The sequence below is a fragment of the Acidaminococcales bacterium genome (assembly GCA_031290885.1).
In the GTDB taxonomy this organism is placed as follows: Bacteria; Bacillota; Negativicutes; order Acidaminococcales; family JAISLQ01; genus JAISLQ01.
This window is the reverse complement of sequence record JAISLQ010000051.1, coordinates 18,469-39,582: the sequence shown is the minus strand read 5'-3', so window position 1 is coordinate 39,582 and position 21,114 is coordinate 18,469. Positions and strand designations below refer to the sequence as shown.

Here is a 21,114-nt window from a genome sequence, read left to right as displayed (position 1 = left end):
AACATGAAAATCCTCATAGCTGACGGTTGTACGTTTGTCCGCGAAGGAATCAAAAGCATTTTGCGGGCGGAAAAGGACATGCATGTGGCCGGGGAAGCGGAAGACGGGGAAATTGCGGCAAAATTGGCCAAAGAACTGAAGCCCGACATCGTGCTGCTTGACAGCGGGCTGCCGAAAATGGGCGGATTTGAGCTGAATCGCCGTTTGCGCGGCCATTGCAAAGTAATTTTTATCGCAGGCGAAAAAAACGCCCCCGAAGCGGATCTTTCCCGCATAGAAGCTGCCGGCTGCCTGCGCGGGAATATTCCGGCCGCTTCGTTGGCCGGCGCCCTCCGCGAAATAAAAGGCGACGGCGCGGATTGGGCAAAGGGCGCCAAACCTTCGCCGCCCGGCGCAGGCGGGGCAAAAGAGATCCGGCTGACCGCGCGGGAGATGGAAATATTGCAATTGATCGGCTGCGGCATGAACAACCGGGACATTGCCGGAAAACTTTATTTAAGCGAAAAAACCGTCAAGAACCACTTGACCAACATATTCAAAAAACTCAAAGTTCATGACCGTACGCAGGCCGTGCTATATGCTTTGAAAAACAAAATGGTTTCGCTGTGAAGCGGCGCCGGAGGGCAAGATAGCGTCCTTGCCGCGACCGGCCAAGCCGCGTGGCGCCCCGCCTCGGCCCAAGGGCGCTTCCGGCAAGCGGCTGGCGCCGCTGCGCCGAATATTTTCATGCAGGGCATGCCGGCAAGATTTTTAGCCGAAGGCGCGCAAAAAAGCGCCGACAAGCGGCCGCCGCCGATGGCGGCTTGTTTTGCCAAGGGGGGCGTTTTTGTCATTGGAAGAAATATTAAAGGGCCTTAACGCCGAACAGGAAAGGGCCGCCAGGCACACTAACGGGCCGCTTCTTGTGCTGGCCGGCGCCGGCTCGGGCAAGACGCGCGTCCTTACGTCGCGCATAGCCTGCCTTTTGGCGGGCGGGGTGCGCCCTTGGCGGGTGCTGGCGATTACTTTCACCAACAAAGCGGCGCGGGAGATGAAAGAGCGGGTAGAGAGGCTGGTCGGCGCCGCCGCCAAAGACATCTGGCTTTATACTTTCCATTCTTTCTGCGCGCGCTTTTTGCGCACGGAAATATCCGCGCTCGCGGGATACAACCGCAATTTTGTCATATATGACACGGCGGACTCGCTGAACGTACTGAAAAGCTGCCTCAAGGAGCTGAATCTGGACGATAAGCGTTTCAAGCCCGGCAGCGTGCTGGAGGCAATATCCACCGCTAAAGCCGCGCTGCGCGGCGCGGCGGAATTCAGCCAAAACGCCGGCGGTTTTTATGAAGGCAAAATCGCCGGCCTTTACGAAATGTACGAGCGCAAGTTAAAAGAGAGCAACGCGCTGGACTTTGACGACCTGCAGCTTTTGACCGTGCGCCTTTTGAGCAAGGATGCCGAAGTCCGGGAGCGCTGGCAGGACAAGTTTCTCTATGTGCTTGTCGATGAGTATCAGGACACCAACAGGCCGCAATATCTGATAACGCGCATGCTTTGCGACAAAACGCGCAACCTTTTCGTCGTCGGGGACATCGACCAGAGCATTTACGCCTGGCGGGGCGCGGACATAAGAAACATTCTCGACTTTGAGACGGACTACCCGGAAGCGCAGACGATTAAATTAGAGTGCAATTACCGTTCTACCCGCAATATATTGGATGCCGCCAACGCGGTGATCAAAAACAACGCGCAAAGAAAGCCCAAATCGCTTTGGACGCTCAATGAGGCGGGCGCGGCGCTTGTTTATTGCCGCGCCGCCAACGAGCGCGCCGAAGCGCGGTTTGTGGTGGAGAAAATGATGGCTTTGCGGCGCGGCGGCGACAAATACGGTTCTATGGCGGTGCTTTACCGTACCAACACTCAGTCGCGCGTTTTTGAGGAAATGCTGATAAGCGGCGGCGTCCCTTACGTAATCGTAGGCGGCCTTAAATTCTACGAGCGCATGGAGATAAAAAACATGATCGCCTATTTGCGGGTGATCTTCAATCCCGGCGACGAAGTGAGCCTTTTGCGGATCATCAATGTGCCGGGGCGCGGGATCGGCGCGGCTACCGTCGCCAAATTGCGAGCCTTTGCCGGCAAGCGCGGCTGCATTTTGTACGACGCTCTGCTTGAGCCGGAAGCGGCGGGGCTTACGGGGCGGCTTGCCGGCAAGATCCGCGAACTGCGCGGCCTTTTGGACGGATTGCGCTCCGGAATGGGCGCCTGGCCTTTGGCTGACCTTTTGGAGCGGATTATGGACGATACCGGTTTCGCCGCGGAACTTAAAGCCGAAAACAGCGTACAGGCGCAAGGGCGGTTGGACAACCTGCGGGAGATGTTGACCGTGGCCCGGGATTTCGCCAAAGAAGAAGACGCTTCCTTGGAAACTTTTTTGCAGCATATCGCGCTGGTGTCGGACATTGACGAGGCCAAAAACAACGAGGACGCGGTTACGCTGATGACGCTGCATTCGGCCAAGGGGCTGGAATATCCGGTGGTGTTCATGCCCGGCATGGAGGAAGGCATCTTTCCCCATGAACGCTCTTTGCGCAATGAAAGCGCGATCGAGGAGGAACGGCGGCTTTGCTATGTCGGCATTACCCGGGCGCGGCGGCTCCTTTTTGTTTCCGGCACGGATTCGCGCTCAATTTACGGACGGACAGTAAGTTACCGGCCTTCGCGTTTTTTGCTGGAAATCCCGAAACAGCTTTTGGACGTTTGCGAAGGGGCAAAGGCCTTTTTGCCCCCTGCGCCGGCGCAAAGAGCCGCCCCTTGCAACAGTTTGCCGCCGCCCGCGCCGCCGCGGGCGGCGGGCGGCGCCGTGTTCGCGGCGGGAGACAAGGTGAGCCACCCTCGCTTCGGCCTGGGAACAGTCGTCTCTTCCATTGAGCGCGACGGTTTTCAGGAAGTGGCGGCCGCTTTCCCCGGGCAGGGAATAAAAAGGCTCAATACGAAGTACGCGCCGCTGACTAAACTTTATTTTGGCGGCCGGAGTCCAACATGAGAGAAATAGACGCTTTGCGGGCGCAAATCCGCCGACAGGAGTACAATTACTATGTGCTGGACCGCCCGGAAATATCTGACGCCGAATACGACGCGCTCCTACGGCGGCTGCGGGAATTGGAAACGGCACATCCCGAACTTAAAACGGCCGATTCCCCGACGCAAAGGGTAGGCGGCGCGGTCGCGCCCGGTTTTGGCGCGGCGCAGCATATTGCGCCGCTGCTGAGCCTTGCCAACGCTTTCTCCCTTGAGGATCTTGCGGCGTTCGATGCGCGGGTGCGCGGCGTTTTAGGCGGCGAGCCGGTTGAATATGTGGTCGAGCCGAAAATTGACGGCCTGGCGTGCAGCCTGATTTATGAAAACGGCGTTCTGACGCGCGCGGCGACTCGCGGCGACGGTTTTGCCGGCGAGAATGTAACGGCCAACATCCGTACCGTGCGGTCAATACCGCTGAAGCTGCTGGAAGAGAAAGAAACCGCTCCGGCGCTTCTTGACGTGCGCGGCGAGGTTTATATGTCGCGCGACGCTTTCGCCCGGCTGAATCAAGAAAAGGAAGACGCCGGCGAAAACGGGTTCGCCAACCCGCGCAACGCGGCGGCCGGCTCTTTGCGGCAACTTGACCCGGCGGTAACGGCCAGGCGGGAGTTGAGTTTTTTCGCCTACGCGGCCGGGACCGGCGCGCGGGCGTATCATTCGGAAACGCTCGGCATGTTGGCGCGCCTGGGATTTTTGGTGAGCGCGGGTTATAAAGTGATAAAAGATATAAAAGAAGTCGCGCCGCTCATTCAAGAGTACGCCGTTAAGCGGCAAGAACTGCCCTTTGCCATAGACGGCGTAGTGATCAAAGTAAACGACGCGGCGCAGCAGGAGCGCTTGGGCGCGACCGGCAAAGACCCGCGCTGGGCGATCGCCTATAAATTTCCGGCGGAAGAGGCGCAGACCCGGCTGAAAAAAATAATTTTGCGGGTAGGACGCACCGGCGTCGTGACCCCGGCCGCCGAACTCGAACCGGTCAAGCTGTCCGGCAGCACGGTCAGCCGCGCCACTTTGCATAATTTCGACTATGTGGCGCAAAAAGACATACGCGAGGGCGACGCGGTAATCATACACAAGGCCGGCGACATTATCCCCGAAGTAGTGCGGGTGCTGCCGGACAAGCGCCCGCCCGGGGCGCTTCCCTATTCCCCGCCCGGCGCCTGCCCTGAATGTGCGGCGCGCATAGAGCGACGGGAAGGCGAAGTGGCGTTTTATTGTTCCAATCCGCGCTGTCCGGCGCTCGGGCGCGAAAAAATCGTCCATTTTGTTTCGCGCCCGGCCATGGACATAGAAGGGGCGGGCCCTAAGCTGATCGGCGCCTTGACGGAGGCGGGGCTGCTCAAGGACGCGGCGGATCTTTACGCGCTCAAACGGGAGGACATCAGCCAGTTGGAGCGCCAGGGCGACAAATCGGCGGAAAACCTTGTCGCGGCAATCGCCGCCAGCAAAGGGCGCGGCCTCGCGCGGCTGCTTTTCGCCCTGGGGATACGCCATGTGGGGGAAAAGGCGGCCAAAGCATTGGCCGGCCAATTCGCCACGCTTGATCGCCTTTTCGCCGCCAAGGAAGAAGAAATAACATCCCTGCCGGACATCGGCGGCAAAATTGCCGAAAGCATCGTTTCCTGGTACGGCGTTCCCGCCAACGCCGAATTGATCGAGCGCCTGCGGGCGGCCGGCCTTGCGTTTGCGAACCGTCCGCCCCTTGCGGCGGACGGTCCTTTAAAGGGCGAGATTTTCGTCTTTACCGGCGCGCTGGAACGCTTCACCCGCGACGAGGCGGCAGGCATGGTCGAGGCCGCCGGCGGCAAAACGGCGTCCGCCGTAAGCAAGAAAACTGGCTATGTGGTGGCAGGCAAAGATGCCGGCGGGAAATTGGAAAAAGCGCGTTCCTTAGGCGTCAGGGTTTTGCGCGAGGAAGAATTTTTGGCCTTGCTGGGCAAATATTGAGCGTATCCTGCCGTTGCCGGTGAAACCGGCCCGCCCCTTTGCCGCCGTTTTAACGCCGGCAAAGGGGCGGGCCCTGAAACAAAACCGGTTCATCGCCGGCGGCCGCGCCGCCGGCGATTCATCCGCAAATTACCGATAATAACCTTTGCCGCCGCCGCGGCCATAACCGCCGCATCCTTCCTCGCCGCCGCGGCGGCAGCCGCCGTATCTATAGCCGCCGTCATTTTCCAGGCGTTCAATCATCCTCTCGCCCTTCTCTTTTTCTATCCGGCCGGCGGCAACCGCTTTTTGGATTGATGCGATTTCCAGCGCGCGCACTTTATCGAAATAATCGCGCCTGGCTTTGCGGGCGGCTTCTCTCTCCGCCGCGCTTTCGGCGCGGCGCCTCTGCCCGCCGTCCTTAATTTGCGCCAAACGTTCGTCCATCAGCGTGATATGGGCGTCCGCCGCTTGCCGCGACAGGCGGCCGGCGGCGACTTCGCCGTTTAGAAAGTCGGCGCGCAGTTTGTTTTTTTCGGCCACAAACTCGACCCATCCCGCCTTGCGCCCGGGATCAAACTCCCGGACTTGCCGGCCTTCCCGCCCGGGATAAGCCCATCCGGCGGCGCTGAAACAAGTCATTAGTAATACTGCGGCAATACCTGTAAATACTTTTTTCATTTCTTTCACCCCTTAAAATTTTCTGGCGTTCAGAAAACCGGCCAAATTCCCGGCTGCCAGCCGTTAAAAAGGCTTGCCCTTACGGGATCGGCCATGTCTTTGCCGCCGTGCTTATAATATAAAACAAAATTTTGACCAAAAAAAGGCCGTCAAGTGAACTGTTTGTGAACAATAACAGAAAAATCCGGGCGCGGCAAGCAAGCGCCGGCGGGCGCCATTTGCTCAAGGCGCTTTATGTTCCCGCCGCAGGTTTGATATGTTATAATTAACAAAAGCAACCTATGGCCATCCAGAGGGAAAAACATGCGCGTAGTCCTTGTCCAGCCAGAAATACCCGGCAATACCGGCAATATCGCCCGCCTTTGCGCGGCCAGCGGTTCTATCTTGCATCTCGTGCGCCCGCTCGGGTTTTCCACCGAAGACCGTCATTTAAAGCGCGCCGGCCTTGACTATTGGCATCTTGTCAACATTCGTTACCATGATTCGGTTTACGAAGTGCTGAAAGAATATCCGGAGAGCAATTTTCACCTCCTGACCACAAAGGCGGCAAAGAGACATTCGGACGCCGTCTACCGCGCGGACGATCTGTTAGTGTTCGGGCGGGAAACCGCCGGCCTATCGGCGGAGCTGCTGCAAGAACACCCCGGCCGTTGCGTGCGCATCCCCATGAAGGATCCCGCCCGTTCGCTCAACCTGGCCAATTCCGTGGCGGTGGTGGTCTATGAGGCTTTGCGCCAGACGGGTTATGGGGATCTGTCATGAAAACAGCCGAAAAAGCTTTGTTTGGCACGGCCGGCAGCCCGGCGGCGTTTTACGCCGACCGGCTCAGCGCATCCGCCGACATGCCGCGCTGGCTGGCGGACAAAGGCCTGGACGCCTATGAGTATTCCGCCGGGCGGGGAATGCGGCTGCGCGACGATGCCGCCGCCCTGCTCGGCGCGGCAGCGGCGGAGCGCTCCATTGTCCTCAGTCTGCACGCGCCTTATTTTATCAATCTGGCGACAACTGACCAAGCGCAGCAGGAAAAAAATCTCCATTATCTTATGTCTTCCATAAATGCCGCCGCCTTGATGAAAGCGGGCCGGGTGGTTTTCCATGCCGGCGGGCAAGGCAAGGCCGAACGTACGCGCGCTTTCGGCCAGGTCAAAAAAAATCTTGGGGCAGCGCTTGAAGAGTTGTCCCGGCGCGGCATGGACAAGACGACTTTGCTGCCGGAAACAATGGGCAAAAAAGGGCAGATTGGCTCGTTGGCGGAAACGGTCGAACTTTGCCGCCTGTGGCCGGAGATGTTGCTGCCGGCGGTGGATTTCGGGCATCTGCATGCGATAACGGGCGGCGGTTATATAGCCAAAAGCGAATATTTGGCGGCTTTTGACTATATCGGGGAAAATTTGGGGCCGGCGGCGCTGCGAAACTTGCATGTGCATTTCAGTTGCATTGAATTTACCGGCTCGGGAGAAAAGAAGCATTGGAGCTTCTCCGACCCTTACGGACCGCCCTTTGAGCCGTTTATTGAAGCCGTACTGGATTACGGCCTTGCGCCGCTGGTCATCTGCGAATCGGCGGGGACGCAGGACATTGACGCGCAAACTATGAAAAACTACTATATGGAAAGGTTGCCTGAATAAAATGGAGGGATTGCGATGAACGCTTATGATTTGGCCAACCAACTTGCCCGGGCGCTGAAAGAGGGCCAAGAATACAGCAAGCTTTTGGCGGCGAAGAGTGTCTTGGGCGCGGACGGCGACGCGCAAAAAATGGTGAAAGACTTTCTCGCCAAACAAGCGCAGCTGCAATTAGAAACGCTAAGCGGCAAGGAGGCCGCCGCCGGCAAACAGGAACAGCTGCAGAAGCTCTACGAACTTGTCGTCCAAAACCAGAAAGGGCGCGATTATCTGCAAGCGCTTATGCGCTTTCAGCTTTTGCTTGACGATATTTACAAAATTTTGGGCGATGCGGTAAAACCGGTACTGGGCGAAGAAAAAAGTGATTGAGGAAGGATTTTTGACCGCGCTGAAAAAAACCGGCGTGAAATACGCGACAGACGAGCCCATGTCCAAACATTGCTCTTTCCGGGCGGGCGGCCCGGCCGACGTTTTGGCCATGCCCGGCGACGAGGAGGAAATCGCCGCAGTCGCCGCCTTGGCCCAAAATTACGATCTGCCGTTGACCGTGCTTGGCAGCTGCACGAACGTTTTGGTAAAAGACCGCGGCATACGGGGGGTTACGCTTAAAATTGGCGGCGGGCCCACAAAAGTCCTGATCCTGGAAAACGGCATGTACTGCCAGGCCGGCCTGCCGCTTTCCGCCGCCGCGCAAAAGGCGGCGGCGTCCGGGCTGGCCGGCCTGGAATTTCTTTACGGCATACCGGGCAGCGTGGGCGGCGGCGTTTGCATGAACGCCGGCGCTTACGGCGGGGAAATAAAAGATTTTATCGTCGAAGTTGACTCGCTGGATCTTGCCGGCAAACGGTCCGCCCGGCCGGCGGCCGAACTTGCTTTCGGCTACCGGGCAAGCGCCTTCCTGTCCGGCGGCGAAATAATAACCGGCGCGCGTTTGCGGCTGGCGGCGGGCGAAAGCGAACAAATAAAAGCTAAGATGGAAGAATTTCTGCGAAAGCGGCAAGCGGCGCAGCCGCTGGAGATGCCGAGCGCGGGCAGCGCCTTCAAGCGGCCGCCGGACAATTTCGCCGGCAAACTGATTGAGCAGGCGGGGCTATGCGGCTTGGCGGTAGGCGGCGCGCGGGTATCGGAAAAACACGCCGGGTTCATCGTGAACGCGGCGGGCGCCAGCGCCGCCGACATTTTGCGGCTGATGGAGCAAGTAGCCGCAAGGGTCTATAAAACCTTCGGCGTGCCGCTGGAGCCGGAAATCAGGATAATCGGCGAGTAGCGCCCTGTTTTCCCGCAGCTTTGGATTTTCCGGCCACGATTCAAACCGTTGGGCTTGCCGCCATTTGAGGGGACGCCGCCCATTTTGCAAAAACGCCGTGATTTTAGTCGGCAAACAGTATTATAGCCGAAGCCTGGGAGGAAATTATCAATGAAAAAAAAATTGCGCAATATCGCTATCATAGCGCATGTCGATCACGGCAAAACTACGCTGGTGGACGCTTTGCTCAAACAAAGCGGGGTTTTCCGCGCCAATGAGCAGGTGGCGGACTGCGTCATGGACTCCAACGATCTGGAAAGGGAGCGGGGCATAACCATTTTATCGAAAAACACCGCCGTGCAATACGGCGACATCAAGATAAATATATTGGACACGCCCGGGCACGCCGACTTCGGCGGCGAGGTGGAGCGGGTGCTCAACATGGTGGACGGCGTGCTGCTATTGGTGGACGCTTTTGAAGGCCCCATGCCGCAGACGAGGTATGTGCTGCGCAACGCCCTGGAACGCAATTTAAAGCCGATCGTCGTCATCAACAAAATCGACCGGCCGGACGCGCGGGCAGAAGAAGTGCTGGACGAGGTGATAGATCTGTTCATTGATTTGGAAGCGAACGACGCCCAGCTTGACTTTCCGGTGGTGTACGCTTCGGCGAAAAACGGCGTGGCCAAACTTTCCATGGAAGAAGAAGGGCGCGACATATCGGCGCTCTTTCAAACCATAGCCGACAGCATACCGGCGCCGGAGGGCGACGATGGCGCGCCTTTGCAGATGCTGGCCAACACGCTCGATTACGACGATTATGTCGGCCGCATAGTCATAGGGCGCATAGTGCGGGGCGTAATCAAAAACGGCCAGCAGGTCAGCATTATCAACGAAACAGGGGAAAGAAAGGGCAAAATCGGGCGCCTGTACGAATATCAGGGCCTGAAAAGGATGGAAATCCCCCAGGCGGCCAGCGGCGAAATTGTCGCGCTCGTCGGGTTGTCCGACGTCAGCATCGGCGACACCATTGCCGACCCGGACGCGCCGGAGTCGCTTCCGGGGATAAAGATAGACGAGCCTACCCTTTCCATGGTTTTCAGCGTCAATAACGGCCCGTTCGCCGGCAGGGAGGGAACCTACGTTACCAGCCGGCATTTGCGCGACCGGCTGTTTCGCGAGGTTGAAACCAATGTCAGCATGAGGGTCGAAGAAACCGACAGCACAGATTCCTTTGCCGTTTCAGGGCGCGGCGAGCTGCACCTTTCCATACTGATAGAGACCATGCGCCGCGAGGGGTTTGAGTTGCAGGTCGGCAAACCCAAGGTAATTTATAAAACAATAAACGGCGAACTTTACGAGCCGATTGAAAAATTGACGGTTGACGCGCCGCGGGAATTTATGGGCACGGTCATGGAAACGCTCGGCCTAAGGCGCGCCGAACTGGTCAACATGCACGAAATCGCCGCCTGCCTGCGCCTGGAATTTCTGGCGCCGGCGCGCGGGTTGATCGGCTTTCGCAACGAACTGCTTACCAACACCAAAGGCAACGGCGTCATGCACAATGTCTTTAACGGCTACGCGCCCTATAAAGGCGACATTCCGGGGCGCACGCACGGCGCGCTGGTAGCTTTCGAGGAAGGCGAAACCACCGGATACGGCATATACGGCTTGCAGGATCGGGGCGTGATGTTCGTGTCCCCGGGCGAAATGGTGTACGAGGGCATGGTAGTCGGCGAGAACAGCCGCGAATTGGATATGGACGTCAATCCCTGCAAGAAAAAGCATGTTACCAACATGCGCTCCTCCAGTTCCGACGAAGCCGTCCGCTTGATCCCTCCCCGCGTACATTCCCTTGAGCAGGCGCTTGAATACATAAACGACGATGAAACGGTCGAGGTTACGCCCAAGAGCATCAGGATAAGGAAGAAAATACTCAGCCGGGTGCAAAGGGCGCGACTGCGCGGCAAATAGCCCATAATGCCGGACGGTTCCGGCAATAGGACAGCCGGGCGCATCGCTAATCGATGCGCCCGGCTGGCTTGGTTTTTCGTTGAAAACTACTTCGGCGCCGGCAAATCGAAATCATTCTGCGGCAGCCCCATGGAGGCCTTGTTTGCTTCGCTGATCGCATCGTATACTTCGCCGCGGTAAATTTTTATGGAGCGAGGGGCTTCTATGGCGATGCGCACGGTATCTCCCCGTATGTCGGCCACGCGCACGATAATATTGTCGCCTATGACAATGCTTTCACTTATTTTGCGGCTCAGTACCAGCATCTTGCGACACCTCCCCGCTTTTTTGCTCTTTTGGCGCATCCGTCATCCTTTCGCGGATGTCGTCGGAAAATATTCTGTGCCTGGTGCTGTATTTGTTGTTGTCAAGGATAAGCTGCGTGGCTTTGTGATTTTCTAAATTGAAAAGCACCGGCGCCACCAAGTTTATCGTCATGTTCTCCACTTTGTCCGGGATCATGGCGATGGACCAAACCATCGGCAGGTTGGCGGCCGAGGAGCCGAGACTTTCTTCGGTGGCGTCGTCTACGGTAAATTCATAATCAGGGAAAAAGGCGAAAGGATCCGCCAAGAGAAAGGTCAGTTCCGGCGTTGAAAGCGACTGCAGATAGGCGAAATTGGGTTTTTCGTTCTCGCCCGCGTCATGCGGCAGAAAAGCAAAGCGGCGCTCAGCGTGAAAACCGGGCAGGCCTTTGGAAAATTCAAAAATCTGCCGTTCGTCCACTTCTATCGCGCCAAAACGCATAGTATTTACCATCATTTGCGCAAATCCCCCATGTGTCAGAGTTTTTATTTTTTGCGGCCGCCGGCCCGCCGGCGCCAAAGATACCGCCACAAAAACGCGCGCCCACGCGGGCGCGCCCCATATCAAGCAAAGACGACCGGCGCCGGGCCCTTGTTACAAAAACTCAACCAAAGACATGGGCAGCACCATCGCCCCGGTTTTCAAGGCGGCGTTGTAGACATTGTCCCAGAGTTGGTATTCGCTTATAGCTTTGGCGTAGTCCGTATCCTCGTTGTTGCTTATGTCGATGTTGATGTTGGTGTCGCGATCGAGCAGCATGTTGCCGAGCATCTCATAGGAATTCATGCGCGCGCCCAAGGACGCGTCCGCCTGGAGGAGGCGCTCATGGTTTGTATCCACGTCAGCCAAGGCCACGTAAGAAAGCCACTGGCCCATAGGCCGACCGTCAGGCGTTTCGTTGCTCGTCAGCGCCTGCGCTATTTCATTTATTTTATTGAACATTTCGCAGTCGGCGCCAAAAGCCTCCGCGCAGGTTACGTTTATCGAATCCTGCACCGGGCTGACTCCGCCCGCCTGCAAGCGCATGGATATGAAATGGTTGTCGCCGGCAAAAGACACCGTGCCGTCGGGATTGCGGGTGTAGGGCTGGCTCCGGTCAGACTGCCCGCCGAAAAGATAGCGGTCGCCCACTTTGGAGTTGGCCGCGTCCACCAGGGTGTCCACCAATTTATTGATCTCCGTGCCGATCGATTTGCGCTCGTCCTCCGTGTTTGTGTCGTTGGCGGCCTGCACGACCAGTTCCTTCACCCGGATAAGCACCGAGCCCATGGTCTGGAGCGCATCGTCGCTGTTTTTCATCCAAGTTTCGGCGTCGCCGTAGTTGCTGACATATTTGTCGTTTTGTGCCAGCGCGCTGTGAAAACGCAAACTGCGCGATATGCGGATAGGGTCGTCGGAAGCGCGGTTAAGCGTCTTGCCGCTGGCCATCTGTTCCTGCAATTTGTTCTCCCTCACCAGCGCCCGGTTCAGATCGGTCAGATATTGAAAACTCATGTTGCTTGTGCTGATTCGCTGCATAACCTGAAAATTACCTCCTTATACTGTGCGTACTGTTCCCCGGCCCAAACATGGACAAAGCTTGCGCGGCGCAAAACGCAGGCGGACCGGGGGGCGGCGAAGATTCTGCGCAAAACGGTGCGGCAAAACAGACGCAAAGACGCCCCGAGCCTGCGAGCCGCATTATAGCCCAACCCGGCCGGTGCCGTTGATCAGCCGGTCAAGCATCTCGTCCATGGCGGTCAGCATACGCGCGTTGGAGTTGTAGCCCTTTTGGAACATGATCATATTGGTCATTTCCTCGTCAAGGCTCACGTCTTTGTAGTTGGCGCGCACGGTGGTTATCTGCTCCACCAAGGTAGTCTGGTTCATCCACATGCTGTAGCTTGTTTGGGTCTGTACGCCCAGCGCGCCCAGCCCGTCGTTGTATTCTTCGTCGATCGAGCGGGCGGAGAGGGCGGGCTTGTAGGTGGCGTCGCCCATGTACATGGAATGGACGGTTACGGCCGCGTCGTCGGCGCCGTATTTCAAAAACTGCGACAGCCGCACGGCATTGTCGCTGGCTGCCTCGCTCGGCGGCATTTTAAAGACATATTTGTCCGCTTTGGCGATGTCGGCATTTCCCACATTGCCAATATCGTCCTTGATCTCCAGCTCGAAGGTAAAGGCGTTGCCGTCGGGCAGAACGCCGGAGATGGTAAACACGTTGCCCTTGCCGTCGGCCGCAGGCTGGATCGGCCCTACGGTATAAGTGGCGTATTCATTTTTGCCGTCCAGGGAAAGCTTTATGGCGGTGACCCGTCCGGTCGGATCGACGGCGGCATCGGCGATGGTGAAAGTATACTGGTTGCGGCTCTCAAAGCGCGTGTAGGCGGTATTGACGAGTTGGGCGGCGCCGCCGGTCGAAGGATAAAGAACCAAGTCATAAGTGTCGCCGGCGGCGAGGGTGTTTTCGTCCGTCCGGGGATCAACGGCGACTTGAATGTTGTACTCAAAAGGCGCTATGCCCTGCAGTTTGAGCACGGAGCGGCCGGTATCGCTCGTGCAGTCGGCGGCCAGCCAAGTCGCGCCTGCGTCCATCGTGTAATCGGCGTTGTCGATGAACCCGTCCGCGTTTACGCTATTTACCCTTATCTGAATGCGCTGCTCGGCCGGCCCTTTAAAGACGATCTGCGACTCGCCGACGAAAATGGCCTTGGCCGGAGGCGGAACGGTTCCCGGAACGGTCGGCGCAATGGTGCTGACCCGGTTGGAGGTGGACAGCGTTACCTCAAGGTTGCCGGCCAAAGTCTTGGCCGCGATTTTTTCAAGGCCGCTGGTCGGGTCGAAGAATATATCGTTTACTTTCAGATGGCGTATCCAGTTGCGCTCGGTGTTGTTCGCGCCGCTTGCGGCCGGGTCAAAGCCGGCATCGGAGGAGATGGGCAGCCCGGTTATGGGATTGGTCCCCGGCGCAATGCTAAGGCCGGTGGCCGGATCAACGGAAAGCGTGGACCCTATGGCGGCGTATTGCAGCGCGCTTCGCGTACCGGTCAGCGGATCCACCCAGTCCTGTTCGCCGAAGAAATTAAGGCCGGTAGAATTGTCAAGCCCCAAACCTTCTTTGTGTATTTGGTTAAAATCGCAAAGCAACGCTTTGGAAATGCCGTCAAGCATGTTGAGTTTTGACAATACGCCCTGCCGGTCCGAGTCCCTTGCTTCCAGCAGGCCGGCGACCGAGCCGTCCGTAAATTTAAGCGGCACCGGCGGGATGGTCACCACCCTGACGTTGAGGGTCTGATAACCGTAGTGCCGGTATATTTCGGTATTTTTGTTTTCATATACTTCCAGCTTGGTAGCGGACATGGCGTCAGCCACTACCTGCCCGTCGAGCACGACCGTATAATTGCCCCGCTTGTCCTCGGTTACGTTGACCCGGGCGTACTGCGACAGCTCGTCGACCAAGAGGTCGCGCTTGTCGCGCAGGTCGTTGGCCTTGGCGCCGTTGACCTCCGACAGGGCGATTTGCTTGTTGAGCGAAAGTATTTCCACGTTTATCTGATTTATCCTGTCAACGCTCTTTCTGATGTTGTCATTTATTTCCACGACCTGATCGCCCAACTGCTTGGCCGCCGTCTGTATCTTGTCGACCAAGTCCACCGCCGATTGCAGCATGGTGGTCCTGGTGCCCATGTCGCCGGGGTTAGCCGCCACGTTTTGCACCGACGTCCAAAATTTGTCGAGCCCGGCCTGGAAATTAGTGTCCGAGGGTTCGGTGAAAATAGTTTCCATTTTCGACTGCACATAATTGAGATTGGAAAAATAAGCGTTGGTCGCCGTCTGTTTCCAGAACTGGCGGTCAACCAAAAAATCGCGCGCGCGGTTTACGGACTGAATGTCTACCCCGGTCCCGACCCAATAGCTGCCGAGCGCGCCGTTAACGTCGACGGACGGCATGGTGGCCTTGGTAACCATCTGGCGCGAATAGCCCACGGTATCCGCGTTGGCAATATTGTGCCCGGTCGTATAGAGGGCGCTCTGATGCGACATGAGCCCCAGTTTGGAAGTATTAAGCCCCAAAAAAGCTGATAACATGGCGATTCTCCTTTATGCCTTCCTGTCGAGGACGCCAAGCCTAAGGTCGCCCTTGCCGTCGCGCGATTGCCCGCCGCCGGCTTCATAAACGGGCGCCGCCTGCGCCCGCGACAGAATGTTGATATTGTAATCGACAATATGCATGGCCTGTTTCAGAAGATTGTTGTTGATTCCGTTCAACATGGCGATACGCATGACAATGTCGGCCAATTTATGGCCGGTCTGCTTCATGCGTTCCGCGAATTTTTCCGGCGCCCTTTCCACCAGATGCAAGAGCTTGATCTTTTGGTCGGTCCAGCCGCTTTCGGCCGCAATCTGCCCGACAAGGCCAACCCTTTTTTTTTCGAGCGCGCCTATTTGCCTGATGAGCGCCTCTTCCCGCGCGATGATGCCGCTGATTTTATTGGCCTGGACGTTAATCAGCGCGGCGCGCTTTTCCTCGGCCAGCCCGATCATCTCGAGATAATGTCCGGACATGGCGTCCAAGAGGCCAATCACCTCTTCCCACGCCGCATCCATCAAGGTTCGACCTTTGACGCTTCAATGATCTTGTCGGCAATCTCTCCCGCCTCAACGTAATAGCTGCCGTCGCGCATGCGCGTTTTTATTTGCTCCACCAATTCCTGGCGCAAATCTATAGTATCGCGGATTTGCTTCATGTCCGGGCCAATCTCCGTGTTGCGGCCGGAAAGTATCACCTCGTCCGGCTGCATGTTGGCGTTCTTTTTGTTTTCGGCGCCAGCGCGCTTTTGCTGGAGCGCCTGGCTTTTATAAGCTGACAAACCATGCAGTAAGTCGGTAGATTTTATGTTCATAATTGCCACCTCTTATTTTATTCGGCATGTAAAAATAAACTTCTTACTCATAATATCGTGTAAAAGCCGCCATAAATTAAATGTTTTATCATATTTTTTTGCCGTGCGGCAAAAAATAGGCCTTTTTTCCTATTTGAATGTTTCGTTGAAATCTGCTAAACTTCAAATGCCGCCTGTATATCTTCTTTCACGCCTGCGGTTGGGGCCTACAAAAAAATCGTTTTGTCAAGTTAAAAATTTTCGACTTTTCGCGGCCGTTATAAATTCCGGCCGCCGTTAGGATACAATTGCAAATCCAATCATAAGCGTTTAAACGCGGCGCGGCCCGACGACAACTGGACTTTCCCGGCGGTGCCGGCGCGTTTTTGCCGGAAAGGACGATTTTCTTGTCTGACTTTATTGATCAAACCACCTTGGCCCTGGAAGAAGAAGGTCCTGTAAACGCCATTGCCTTCACTTGGCTTAACCGTTTGCGCGTCAAAAACAAGACCGTTTATAATCACAGCATACAGGTCGCCAATTACGCCGTCAGCATAGGCGCCAAAATGGGCCTGCCCGAGGAAGAAATAAGCGTGCTGAAAGCGGCCGCCCTGCTGCACGACATCGGAAAGCTCGCCCTGCCCAACGAGCTTTTGAGGAGGCTGCCCTGCGTTTACAAGCGCGAGGTAAGCCTTTACAAGAGGCATTGCGACATGGGCATGAACATGCTGGAAAACGAACCGGGGTTCAAAGACAACATCTGCGTTTTCATTCGTTCGCATCACGAAAGATGGGACGGCAAAGGTTTTCCCAGACGGCTGAAAGGCTCTAACATACCGTTAAGCGCGCGGATCATCGGCGTGGCCGATTACTACGACACGGTCAATCCCTGCTCCGGCAACTGGCCGAAAACCGTCAAGGCGGCCATGCGGGAAGTTTTCGAACAGTCCGGCACGGCTTTTGACCCGGAGGTGGTCAAGGCGCTGGCCGGCGCCTTGGGGCATTGACGCCGCAAGGCGCCTGAAATCGGCCCCGCGTCAGTTTGGCGCGGGGTTTTGTGCATCGCTGGCCACGGCCAGCCCTACGATGATTTTCTTCGCGCCGCCCGCCGACCTGAGGGCGCGCGCGCACTCGCAAAGCGTCGCCCCGGTGGTCAATATGTCGTCGACAATCAGCAGGGCGCCCTCTTCCGGCACATATTCCGCCGCTACCGCGCCGGCCATGTTGTTGCGGCGCTCAAGGCCGGTAAGCTCGTATTGCGGCCGTTTGGCCGCGCATCTTTTCAGGCATTCCCGCCAGGCGTAGTTTTGGCGGCGGCTCCAGGCCTGAAAAATGACTTTGGGCAAATCATAGCCGCGCGCAATTAGCCTCTGCCCGTCCGTCGGGACAGGGATTGCGGCGATGCCGCCGCTGTAATTTCCCAGCAATCTTTCCAGGCCGGCCCTTCCCGGCCCTTCCCATAAAAATTCAAATTCCCCGGCCAAAAGTGGCAGCAGTTCCTTTTGCCCGGAGAATTTGACCTTATGCAGCAGCGTTTGCAGCCCGCCCCGGTAACGCGCCAGCGCCAATACGCCGTCTATGTGCGCAAGGCCGGCCTCGCGCGCCGCGTAGGCGCGGGGGTGGGCCGCCCGTGCGCGGCAGCGGCCGCACAAGCGGCCGCTTGCTTCGGCCGTTTCGCCGCAGACGGCGCAAACCGGCGGATAAAAGAAGTCCGCCAGCGCCGTGGCGAGTTTTTTCAACATAAAGGCGTCTCCCGCAATCTTTCCGTCAAAAGCGAATACCGCCGCCGCATACGGTCGTTGAGCACCGCCGTCTGCAAAGACTTTTTCTGCCCGGCGATCAGTACCTGCCGTCGCGCCCTGGTTACGGCTGTATAAAGGAGGTTCCGCTGCAAAAAAAGATAATGCGCGCGGGAAAGCGCCAGAATGACGATCGGGTATTCCCCGCCCTGCGATTTGTGTACGCTCATGGCGTAGGCCAATTGCAACTCGTCAAGTTCGCCCTGTTCGTAGCGGACGGCCAGCCCCCCGCCTATATCGGGGAAACGCGCCGTAAGCGTCCGCCCCTCGATGCTTTCCACCCAGCCGATGTCGCCGTTGAATACTTCTTTGTCGTAATTGTTGCGCATTTGCATTATTTTGTCGCCTTCGCGCAGCGCCTGGCGCGGCGTGGCTATCTCGCGCCGCTCGCCGCCGGGCGGGTTGAGGGTCTCCTGCAGCAGGCGGTTGAGGTTCTCCACGCCGCAGGCCTGCTTGTGCATCGGCGACAAAACTTGTATGTTTTGCCCGCCGTGCGCTTCGGCCAGTTTGACATACTCTTCGACGATCTTGGCCGCTACCGCGTCCTCGTCCGCGCATTCGGCCAGGGAAAATTCCTCCGGGGCGGTAAAGTCCGGCATGCGTCCCCGGTTGATCAGATGGGCGTTCAGCACGATCCGGCTTTCCCTTCCCTGCCGGAACACTTCATTTAACCTCAAGACCGGCACTTTTTGGGACCTGATGATGTCTTTGAGCACGCTGCCGGGCCCTACCGCCGGCAGTTGGTCGACGTCGCCGGCAAAAATCAGCCGGCAGCCGGGCGGCGTGGCTTTCAGCAAAAAGGCGGCCAGGGCTATGTCCAGCATGGAAGATTCGTCGACAATGAGCGCGTCGGCGTCCAAGGGGGCGCTTTCGTTGCGCCCGAAGGCAAACGGGCCCTCGTGCGGCGCGTATTCAAGCAGCTTGTGCACGGTAAGCGCCGGCCGCCCGGCGGAAGCGGCCAGCCGCCGCGCCGCCCGCCCGGTCGGCGCGGCCAGCTGTATCCGGCAGCCGGCCGCTTCCAAAACGGCAATGATCCCCCTGATGATGGTCGTCTTGCCGGTGCCAGGGCCGCCGGTCAATACCAGCACGCCGTGCCGGAGCACATTGTCGATCGCTTCCCTCTGCACTTTGGCCAATTTTATGCCGGATTGCCCCTCCCATTCTCTTATGACGGAGTCGGCGTCCGGCAGCCGCACGGAACGGGCGCGGCTTTTTAAATATAACAGACGCTGCGCCGTTTCTACCTCCGCCCTGTAGAGGTATTCGGGATAGACGAGGAACTCGCCGCCGAAATTTTCCGTGCGCAGGGCGCCGTTTTTCAATAAATCCTTAAGCGTCTCCTCTACGTCCGCCCCATCCAAGGCCAAAAGCGCGGCCGCCCTTTCCCGCAGCATCTCCTCCGGCACGCAGACATGGCCGGCTTGGGCGACCTGGCGCAAGGCAAATTCGATACCGCCGCTTATCCTGCGCCGGTCATTATAGGCAATGCCCAGCGAAACCGCTATCCGGTCGGCGATTTTAAAACCTATGCCCTCAACTTCATGAGCCAGCCGGTAAGGGTTGCTTTTAAGCAGCTCAATGGCCGCGCCGCCGTATACTTTTTGCAGCTTGGGCGCATAGTTGGCGCTGATCCCATTTTCTTCCAGAAAAAGCATGAGGCCCCTTATTTCTGCCAATTCGCCGTAAGAGGCCCCGATCGCTTCCGCTTTTTTTGTCCCGATCCCGCTCACCGCGGTCAGCCGGGACGGTTCCTCGCTCAGGACGCGCAAAGTATCCGGGCCGAAACACGCCACTATGCGCGCGGCCATGGTCCGCCCTACCCCCTTTATGGCGCCCGAGCCCAAAAATCTTTCCATCCCCCGGACAGACAGCCCGGCGGCGCTTTTAAAGGAAACGGCCTGAAATTGGCGGCCGAACCGGGCGTGTTCCACCCATTGCCCCTCAAGGGATATTTCCTCCCCCAGAAGCGGCGGCATGCCGCGCATGACGACGGCAATGCCGCCGCTTCTGGCGCCGGTAATTTTAAACACGCAAAAATTGCTGTCGCCGCTTTGAAAGATGATTGCGTCCACAACGCCCTCAAGCCGCTCGCACATTGGCGTTGTCCCCCGTCCCGGCGGCGCGCCGCCGAATATATCCTTTTGACATACGGCCTTTTGTGGCATATAATATTTATCACCGAACCCGGCGGGGATGGGCAGCCCGGCAAAGAAGCCCCCGCCCCGAAAAAACTGCGAAAAAGGTGATGTCGATGGTTATGTTACCAGGCCGGCAGATAATCCTCGATCTGTATAACTGCGATTTTGACAGGTTGACCAACCAAGCCGAGTTGTTGCCCGCGCTGGAAGAAATCATGGCGGACGGCTCCATGCCGGCCCTGTCTTCTTTCACGCTTCCGCAGGGCGGGGACGGCGGCTTTTCCCTGGCCGTTTTCCATCGGCACGGTCATGTGGTTGTCCATACTTTCCCCTCCACGGGCTTCGCTTCGGCGGACGTTTTTTCGGCGGCGGCGGATACTGCCGTCGAAAAAGTATCGGCGAAAATAAAGCAAATCTTAAAGTCGGAAAGAAACAAAAACACCATTTTGAAAAGGGGCGATTTCGGTTCGCTAAACGATATGAAACCAACCATGAGGCGGCAGATCAAAACCTGGCGCAGGGTGCGCAATGCCAGCGCGAAAATGCTCAACATGCTGGGAAGCAAAAAACCGCCGTCCATAGACTGATGCTGTTCCGATAGCGCAAGTGCGCCCCGAGCGGGCGCCAAAGCGCGGATTCCTTTAAGCGGCGCCGCCGGGCGAAGGGCTTTGCCCCTTCCCGGCGGTTTTTGCGCTCAAGCGGCCTCCGGCCTTTCGATTATGCCCTCCGGCAGATAAAGCGAGAGTTCCGGCCTTATTTTCACGGCCCGTCTCAAATCGCGCCTGGCCTCTTTGAAATTGCCGTCCTTAGATTGCGCCATGCCCCGGCCAAAATAAATGGCCGCAGCTTTTTCATCGAAAAAAGGCCTTTCCGCGCAATCGGCGAATTCATTCATGCCCCGCGCCCGCAATCTTTTGGGCATTTTTTTGTAAAGGCGCAGCGCCTCGCTATAATCGGCGATGGCCCGACTGAAATCGCTCAGTGATTCCCAAACGACCGCCCGGCCATAATAGGCGAAAGGGCTGGCGGGGAAAATTTCAACCGTTCTGTCCGCGAAGGCCACGGCCTCGTCCTGTTCGCCCATAAGATATAAAATGTAACTGTTAAGGCAGTACCCCTCTTCCCGATCCGGCGCGATTCGCACCGCCTCCCGCGCATCGTTCGCCGCCTGGGTCAGATCGCCCGCCTTGACCCAGGCTTTGGCGCTGCCCAAATACAGTTCCGCCCTTTCCGGGCTGTTGAGGATGGCCTTGCTGAAAAACAGCACGGACGCGCCATAATCTCCTTCCCGATAGGATTTTTGCCCCATCGCCGCGAAATAGGCGCCGGCGTCCGGCCCGATTGCGGCGTTGCCGGAGCGCGGCAAAAAGAGAAAAAGGAAAATGAACAAAAAAATCGCTGTTTGCCGGCATTTTGCCCCCAAAAGACGGCAACGGTTGCTTTCAGGCAAAT

General features: G+C 57.5%; 20 protein-coding genes. 10 read left to right on the top strand and 10 right to left on the bottom strand.

Features of this window, described 5'->3' with window-relative positions; genetic code table 11:
• Nucleotides 1–3: 3 nt before the first annotated feature.
• The 3 genes from LBO03_06300 (at nucleotide 4) to ligA (ending at nucleotide 5,010) form a co-directional block, all read left to right on the top strand.
• Complete coding sequence (locus tag LBO03_06300; GenBank protein ID MDR3349196.1) at nucleotides 4–609, top strand: response regulator transcription factor; 606 nt, start codon at nucleotides 4–6, stop codon at nucleotides 607–609.
• A gap of 223 nt (nucleotides 610–832) precedes the next feature.
• Nucleotides 833–3,028, top strand: a complete 2,196-nt coding sequence (locus tag LBO03_06295) for a UvrD-helicase domain-containing protein (protein ID MDR3349195.1) — start codon at nucleotides 833–835, stop codon at nucleotides 3,026–3,028.
• Entirely contained in the window at nucleotides 3,025–5,010 is a 1,986-nt protein-coding gene (gene ligA / locus LBO03_06290; GenBank protein MDR3349194.1) for an NAD-dependent DNA ligase LigA, read from the top strand. The genes LBO03_06295 and ligA overlap by 4 nt, the downstream gene beginning before the upstream one ends.
• 129 nt (nucleotides 5,011–5,139) lie before the next feature.
• Here the strand turns inward: ligA and LBO03_06285 are convergent, their stop codons facing one another.
• Nucleotides 5,140–5,670 (bottom strand): hypothetical protein, encoded by a 531-nt coding sequence (locus LBO03_06285; GenBank protein MDR3349193.1) that lies wholly within the window; start codon nucleotides 5,668–5,670, stop codon nucleotides 5,140–5,142.
• Nucleotides 5,671–5,973: 303 nt separating this feature from the next.
• On the opposite strand from LBO03_06285, the gene LBO03_06280 reads away from it, so the two are divergent.
• The 5 genes from LBO03_06280 (at nucleotide 5,974) to typA (ending at nucleotide 10,515) form a co-directional block, all read left to right on the top strand.
• Nucleotides 5,974–6,432 (top strand): tRNA (cytidine(34)-2'-O)-methyltransferase, encoded by a 459-nt coding sequence (locus tag LBO03_06280; protein MDR3349192.1) that lies wholly within the window; start codon nucleotides 5,974–5,976, stop codon nucleotides 6,430–6,432.
• On the top strand, nucleotides 6,429–7,298 hold the full coding sequence (locus LBO03_06275; GenBank protein MDR3349191.1) for a TIM barrel protein: 870 nt from the start codon (nucleotides 6,429–6,431) through the stop codon (nucleotides 7,296–7,298). Before LBO03_06280 ends, LBO03_06275 begins: the two co-directional genes overlap by 4 nt.
• A gap of 15 nt (nucleotides 7,299–7,313) precedes the next feature.
• Nucleotides 7,314–7,664 carry a YlbF family regulator gene (locus tag LBO03_06270; protein ID MDR3349190.1) on the top strand — a complete coding sequence of 117 codons (351 nt, stop codon included), beginning with the start codon at nucleotides 7,314–7,316 and terminating at the stop codon, nucleotides 7,662–7,664.
• Nucleotides 7,657–8,562: a UDP-N-acetylmuramate dehydrogenase gene (gene murB, locus LBO03_06265; GenBank protein MDR3349189.1), complete on the top strand. Its 906-nt coding sequence runs from the start codon at nucleotides 7,657–7,659 to the stop codon at nucleotides 8,560–8,562. Before LBO03_06270 ends, murB begins: the two co-directional genes overlap by 8 nt.
• Before the next feature lie 150 nt (nucleotides 8,563–8,712).
• Nucleotides 8,713–10,515 (top strand): translational GTPase TypA, encoded by a 1,803-nt coding sequence (typA, locus tag LBO03_06260; protein ID MDR3349188.1) that lies wholly within the window; start codon nucleotides 8,713–8,715, stop codon nucleotides 10,513–10,515.
• Nucleotides 10,516–10,601: 86 nt separating this feature from the next.
• Here typA and csrA read toward each other — a convergent pair whose 3' ends face one another.
• From csrA to LBO03_06230, 6 genes are all read right to left on the bottom strand, one after another.
• A complete protein-coding gene (csrA, locus tag LBO03_06255; GenBank protein MDR3349187.1) occupies nucleotides 10,602–10,820 on the bottom strand; it encodes a carbon storage regulator CsrA in 219 nt (72 codons plus the stop codon).
• The gene (locus tag LBO03_06250) at nucleotides 10,792–11,316 is read right to left on the bottom strand and encodes a flagellar assembly protein FliW (protein ID MDR3349186.1); all 525 of its coding nucleotides are present in this window, start codon (nucleotides 11,314–11,316) and stop codon (nucleotides 10,792–10,794) included. The genes csrA and LBO03_06250 overlap by 29 nt, the downstream gene beginning before the upstream one ends.
• Nucleotides 11,317–11,454: 138 nt before the next feature.
• Entirely contained in the window at nucleotides 11,455–12,378 is a 924-nt protein-coding gene (gene flgL, locus LBO03_06245; GenBank protein MDR3349185.1) for a flagellar hook-associated protein FlgL, read from the bottom strand.
• 162 nt (nucleotides 12,379–12,540) lie between these two features.
• On the bottom strand, nucleotides 12,541–14,931 hold the full coding sequence (gene flgK, locus LBO03_06240; protein ID MDR3349184.1) for a flagellar hook-associated protein FlgK: 2,391 nt from the start codon (nucleotides 14,929–14,931) through the stop codon (nucleotides 12,541–12,543).
• A 12-nt stretch (nucleotides 14,932–14,943) separates the two neighbouring features.
• The gene (locus tag LBO03_06235) at nucleotides 14,944–15,450 is read right to left on the bottom strand and encodes a flagellar protein FlgN (protein MDR3349183.1); all 507 of its coding nucleotides are present in this window, start codon (nucleotides 15,448–15,450) and stop codon (nucleotides 14,944–14,946) included.
• Nucleotides 15,450–15,746, bottom strand: coding sequence for a flagellar biosynthesis anti-sigma factor FlgM (locus tag LBO03_06230; protein MDR3349182.1), 297 nt, complete (start codon nucleotides 15,744–15,746; stop codon nucleotides 15,450–15,452). Before LBO03_06230 ends, LBO03_06235 begins: the two co-directional genes overlap by 1 nt.
• Before the next feature lie 386 nt (nucleotides 15,747–16,132).
• Between LBO03_06230 and LBO03_06225 the strand changes: the two genes are divergently transcribed.
• The gene (locus LBO03_06225) at nucleotides 16,133–16,732 is read left to right on the top strand and encodes an HD domain-containing protein (GenBank protein MDR3349181.1); all 600 of its coding nucleotides are present in this window, start codon (nucleotides 16,133–16,135) and stop codon (nucleotides 16,730–16,732) included.
• Nucleotides 16,733–16,762: 30 nt separating this feature from the next.
• Here LBO03_06225 and LBO03_06220 read toward each other — a convergent pair whose 3' ends face one another.
• Both LBO03_06220 and LBO03_06215 read right to left on the bottom strand, forming a co-directional pair.
• Nucleotides 16,763–17,467, bottom strand: a complete 705-nt coding sequence (locus LBO03_06220; GenBank protein MDR3349180.1) for a double zinc ribbon domain-containing protein — start codon at nucleotides 17,465–17,467, stop codon at nucleotides 16,763–16,765.
• The gene (locus tag LBO03_06215) at nucleotides 17,461–19,620 is read right to left on the bottom strand and encodes an ATP-dependent RecD-like DNA helicase (GenBank protein ID MDR3349179.1); all 2,160 of its coding nucleotides are present in this window, start codon (nucleotides 19,618–19,620) and stop codon (nucleotides 17,461–17,463) included. The genes LBO03_06220 and LBO03_06215 overlap by 7 nt, the downstream gene beginning before the upstream one ends.
• A 155-nt stretch (nucleotides 19,621–19,775) precedes the next feature.
• Here LBO03_06215 and LBO03_06210 point away from each other — a divergent pair, with 155 nt between their 5' ends.
• Nucleotides 19,776–20,249, top strand: coding sequence for an S-adenosylmethionine decarboxylase (locus LBO03_06210; protein MDR3349178.1), 474 nt, complete (start codon nucleotides 19,776–19,778; stop codon nucleotides 20,247–20,249).
• A 107-nt stretch (nucleotides 20,250–20,356) separates the two neighbouring features.
• Here the strand turns inward: LBO03_06210 and LBO03_06205 are convergent, their stop codons facing one another.
• Nucleotides 20,357–21,112 carry a tetratricopeptide repeat protein gene (locus LBO03_06205; protein ID MDR3349177.1) on the bottom strand — a complete coding sequence of 252 codons (756 nt, stop codon included), beginning with the start codon at nucleotides 21,110–21,112 and terminating at the stop codon, nucleotides 20,357–20,359.
• Nucleotides 21,113–21,114: the final 2 nt, after the last annotated feature.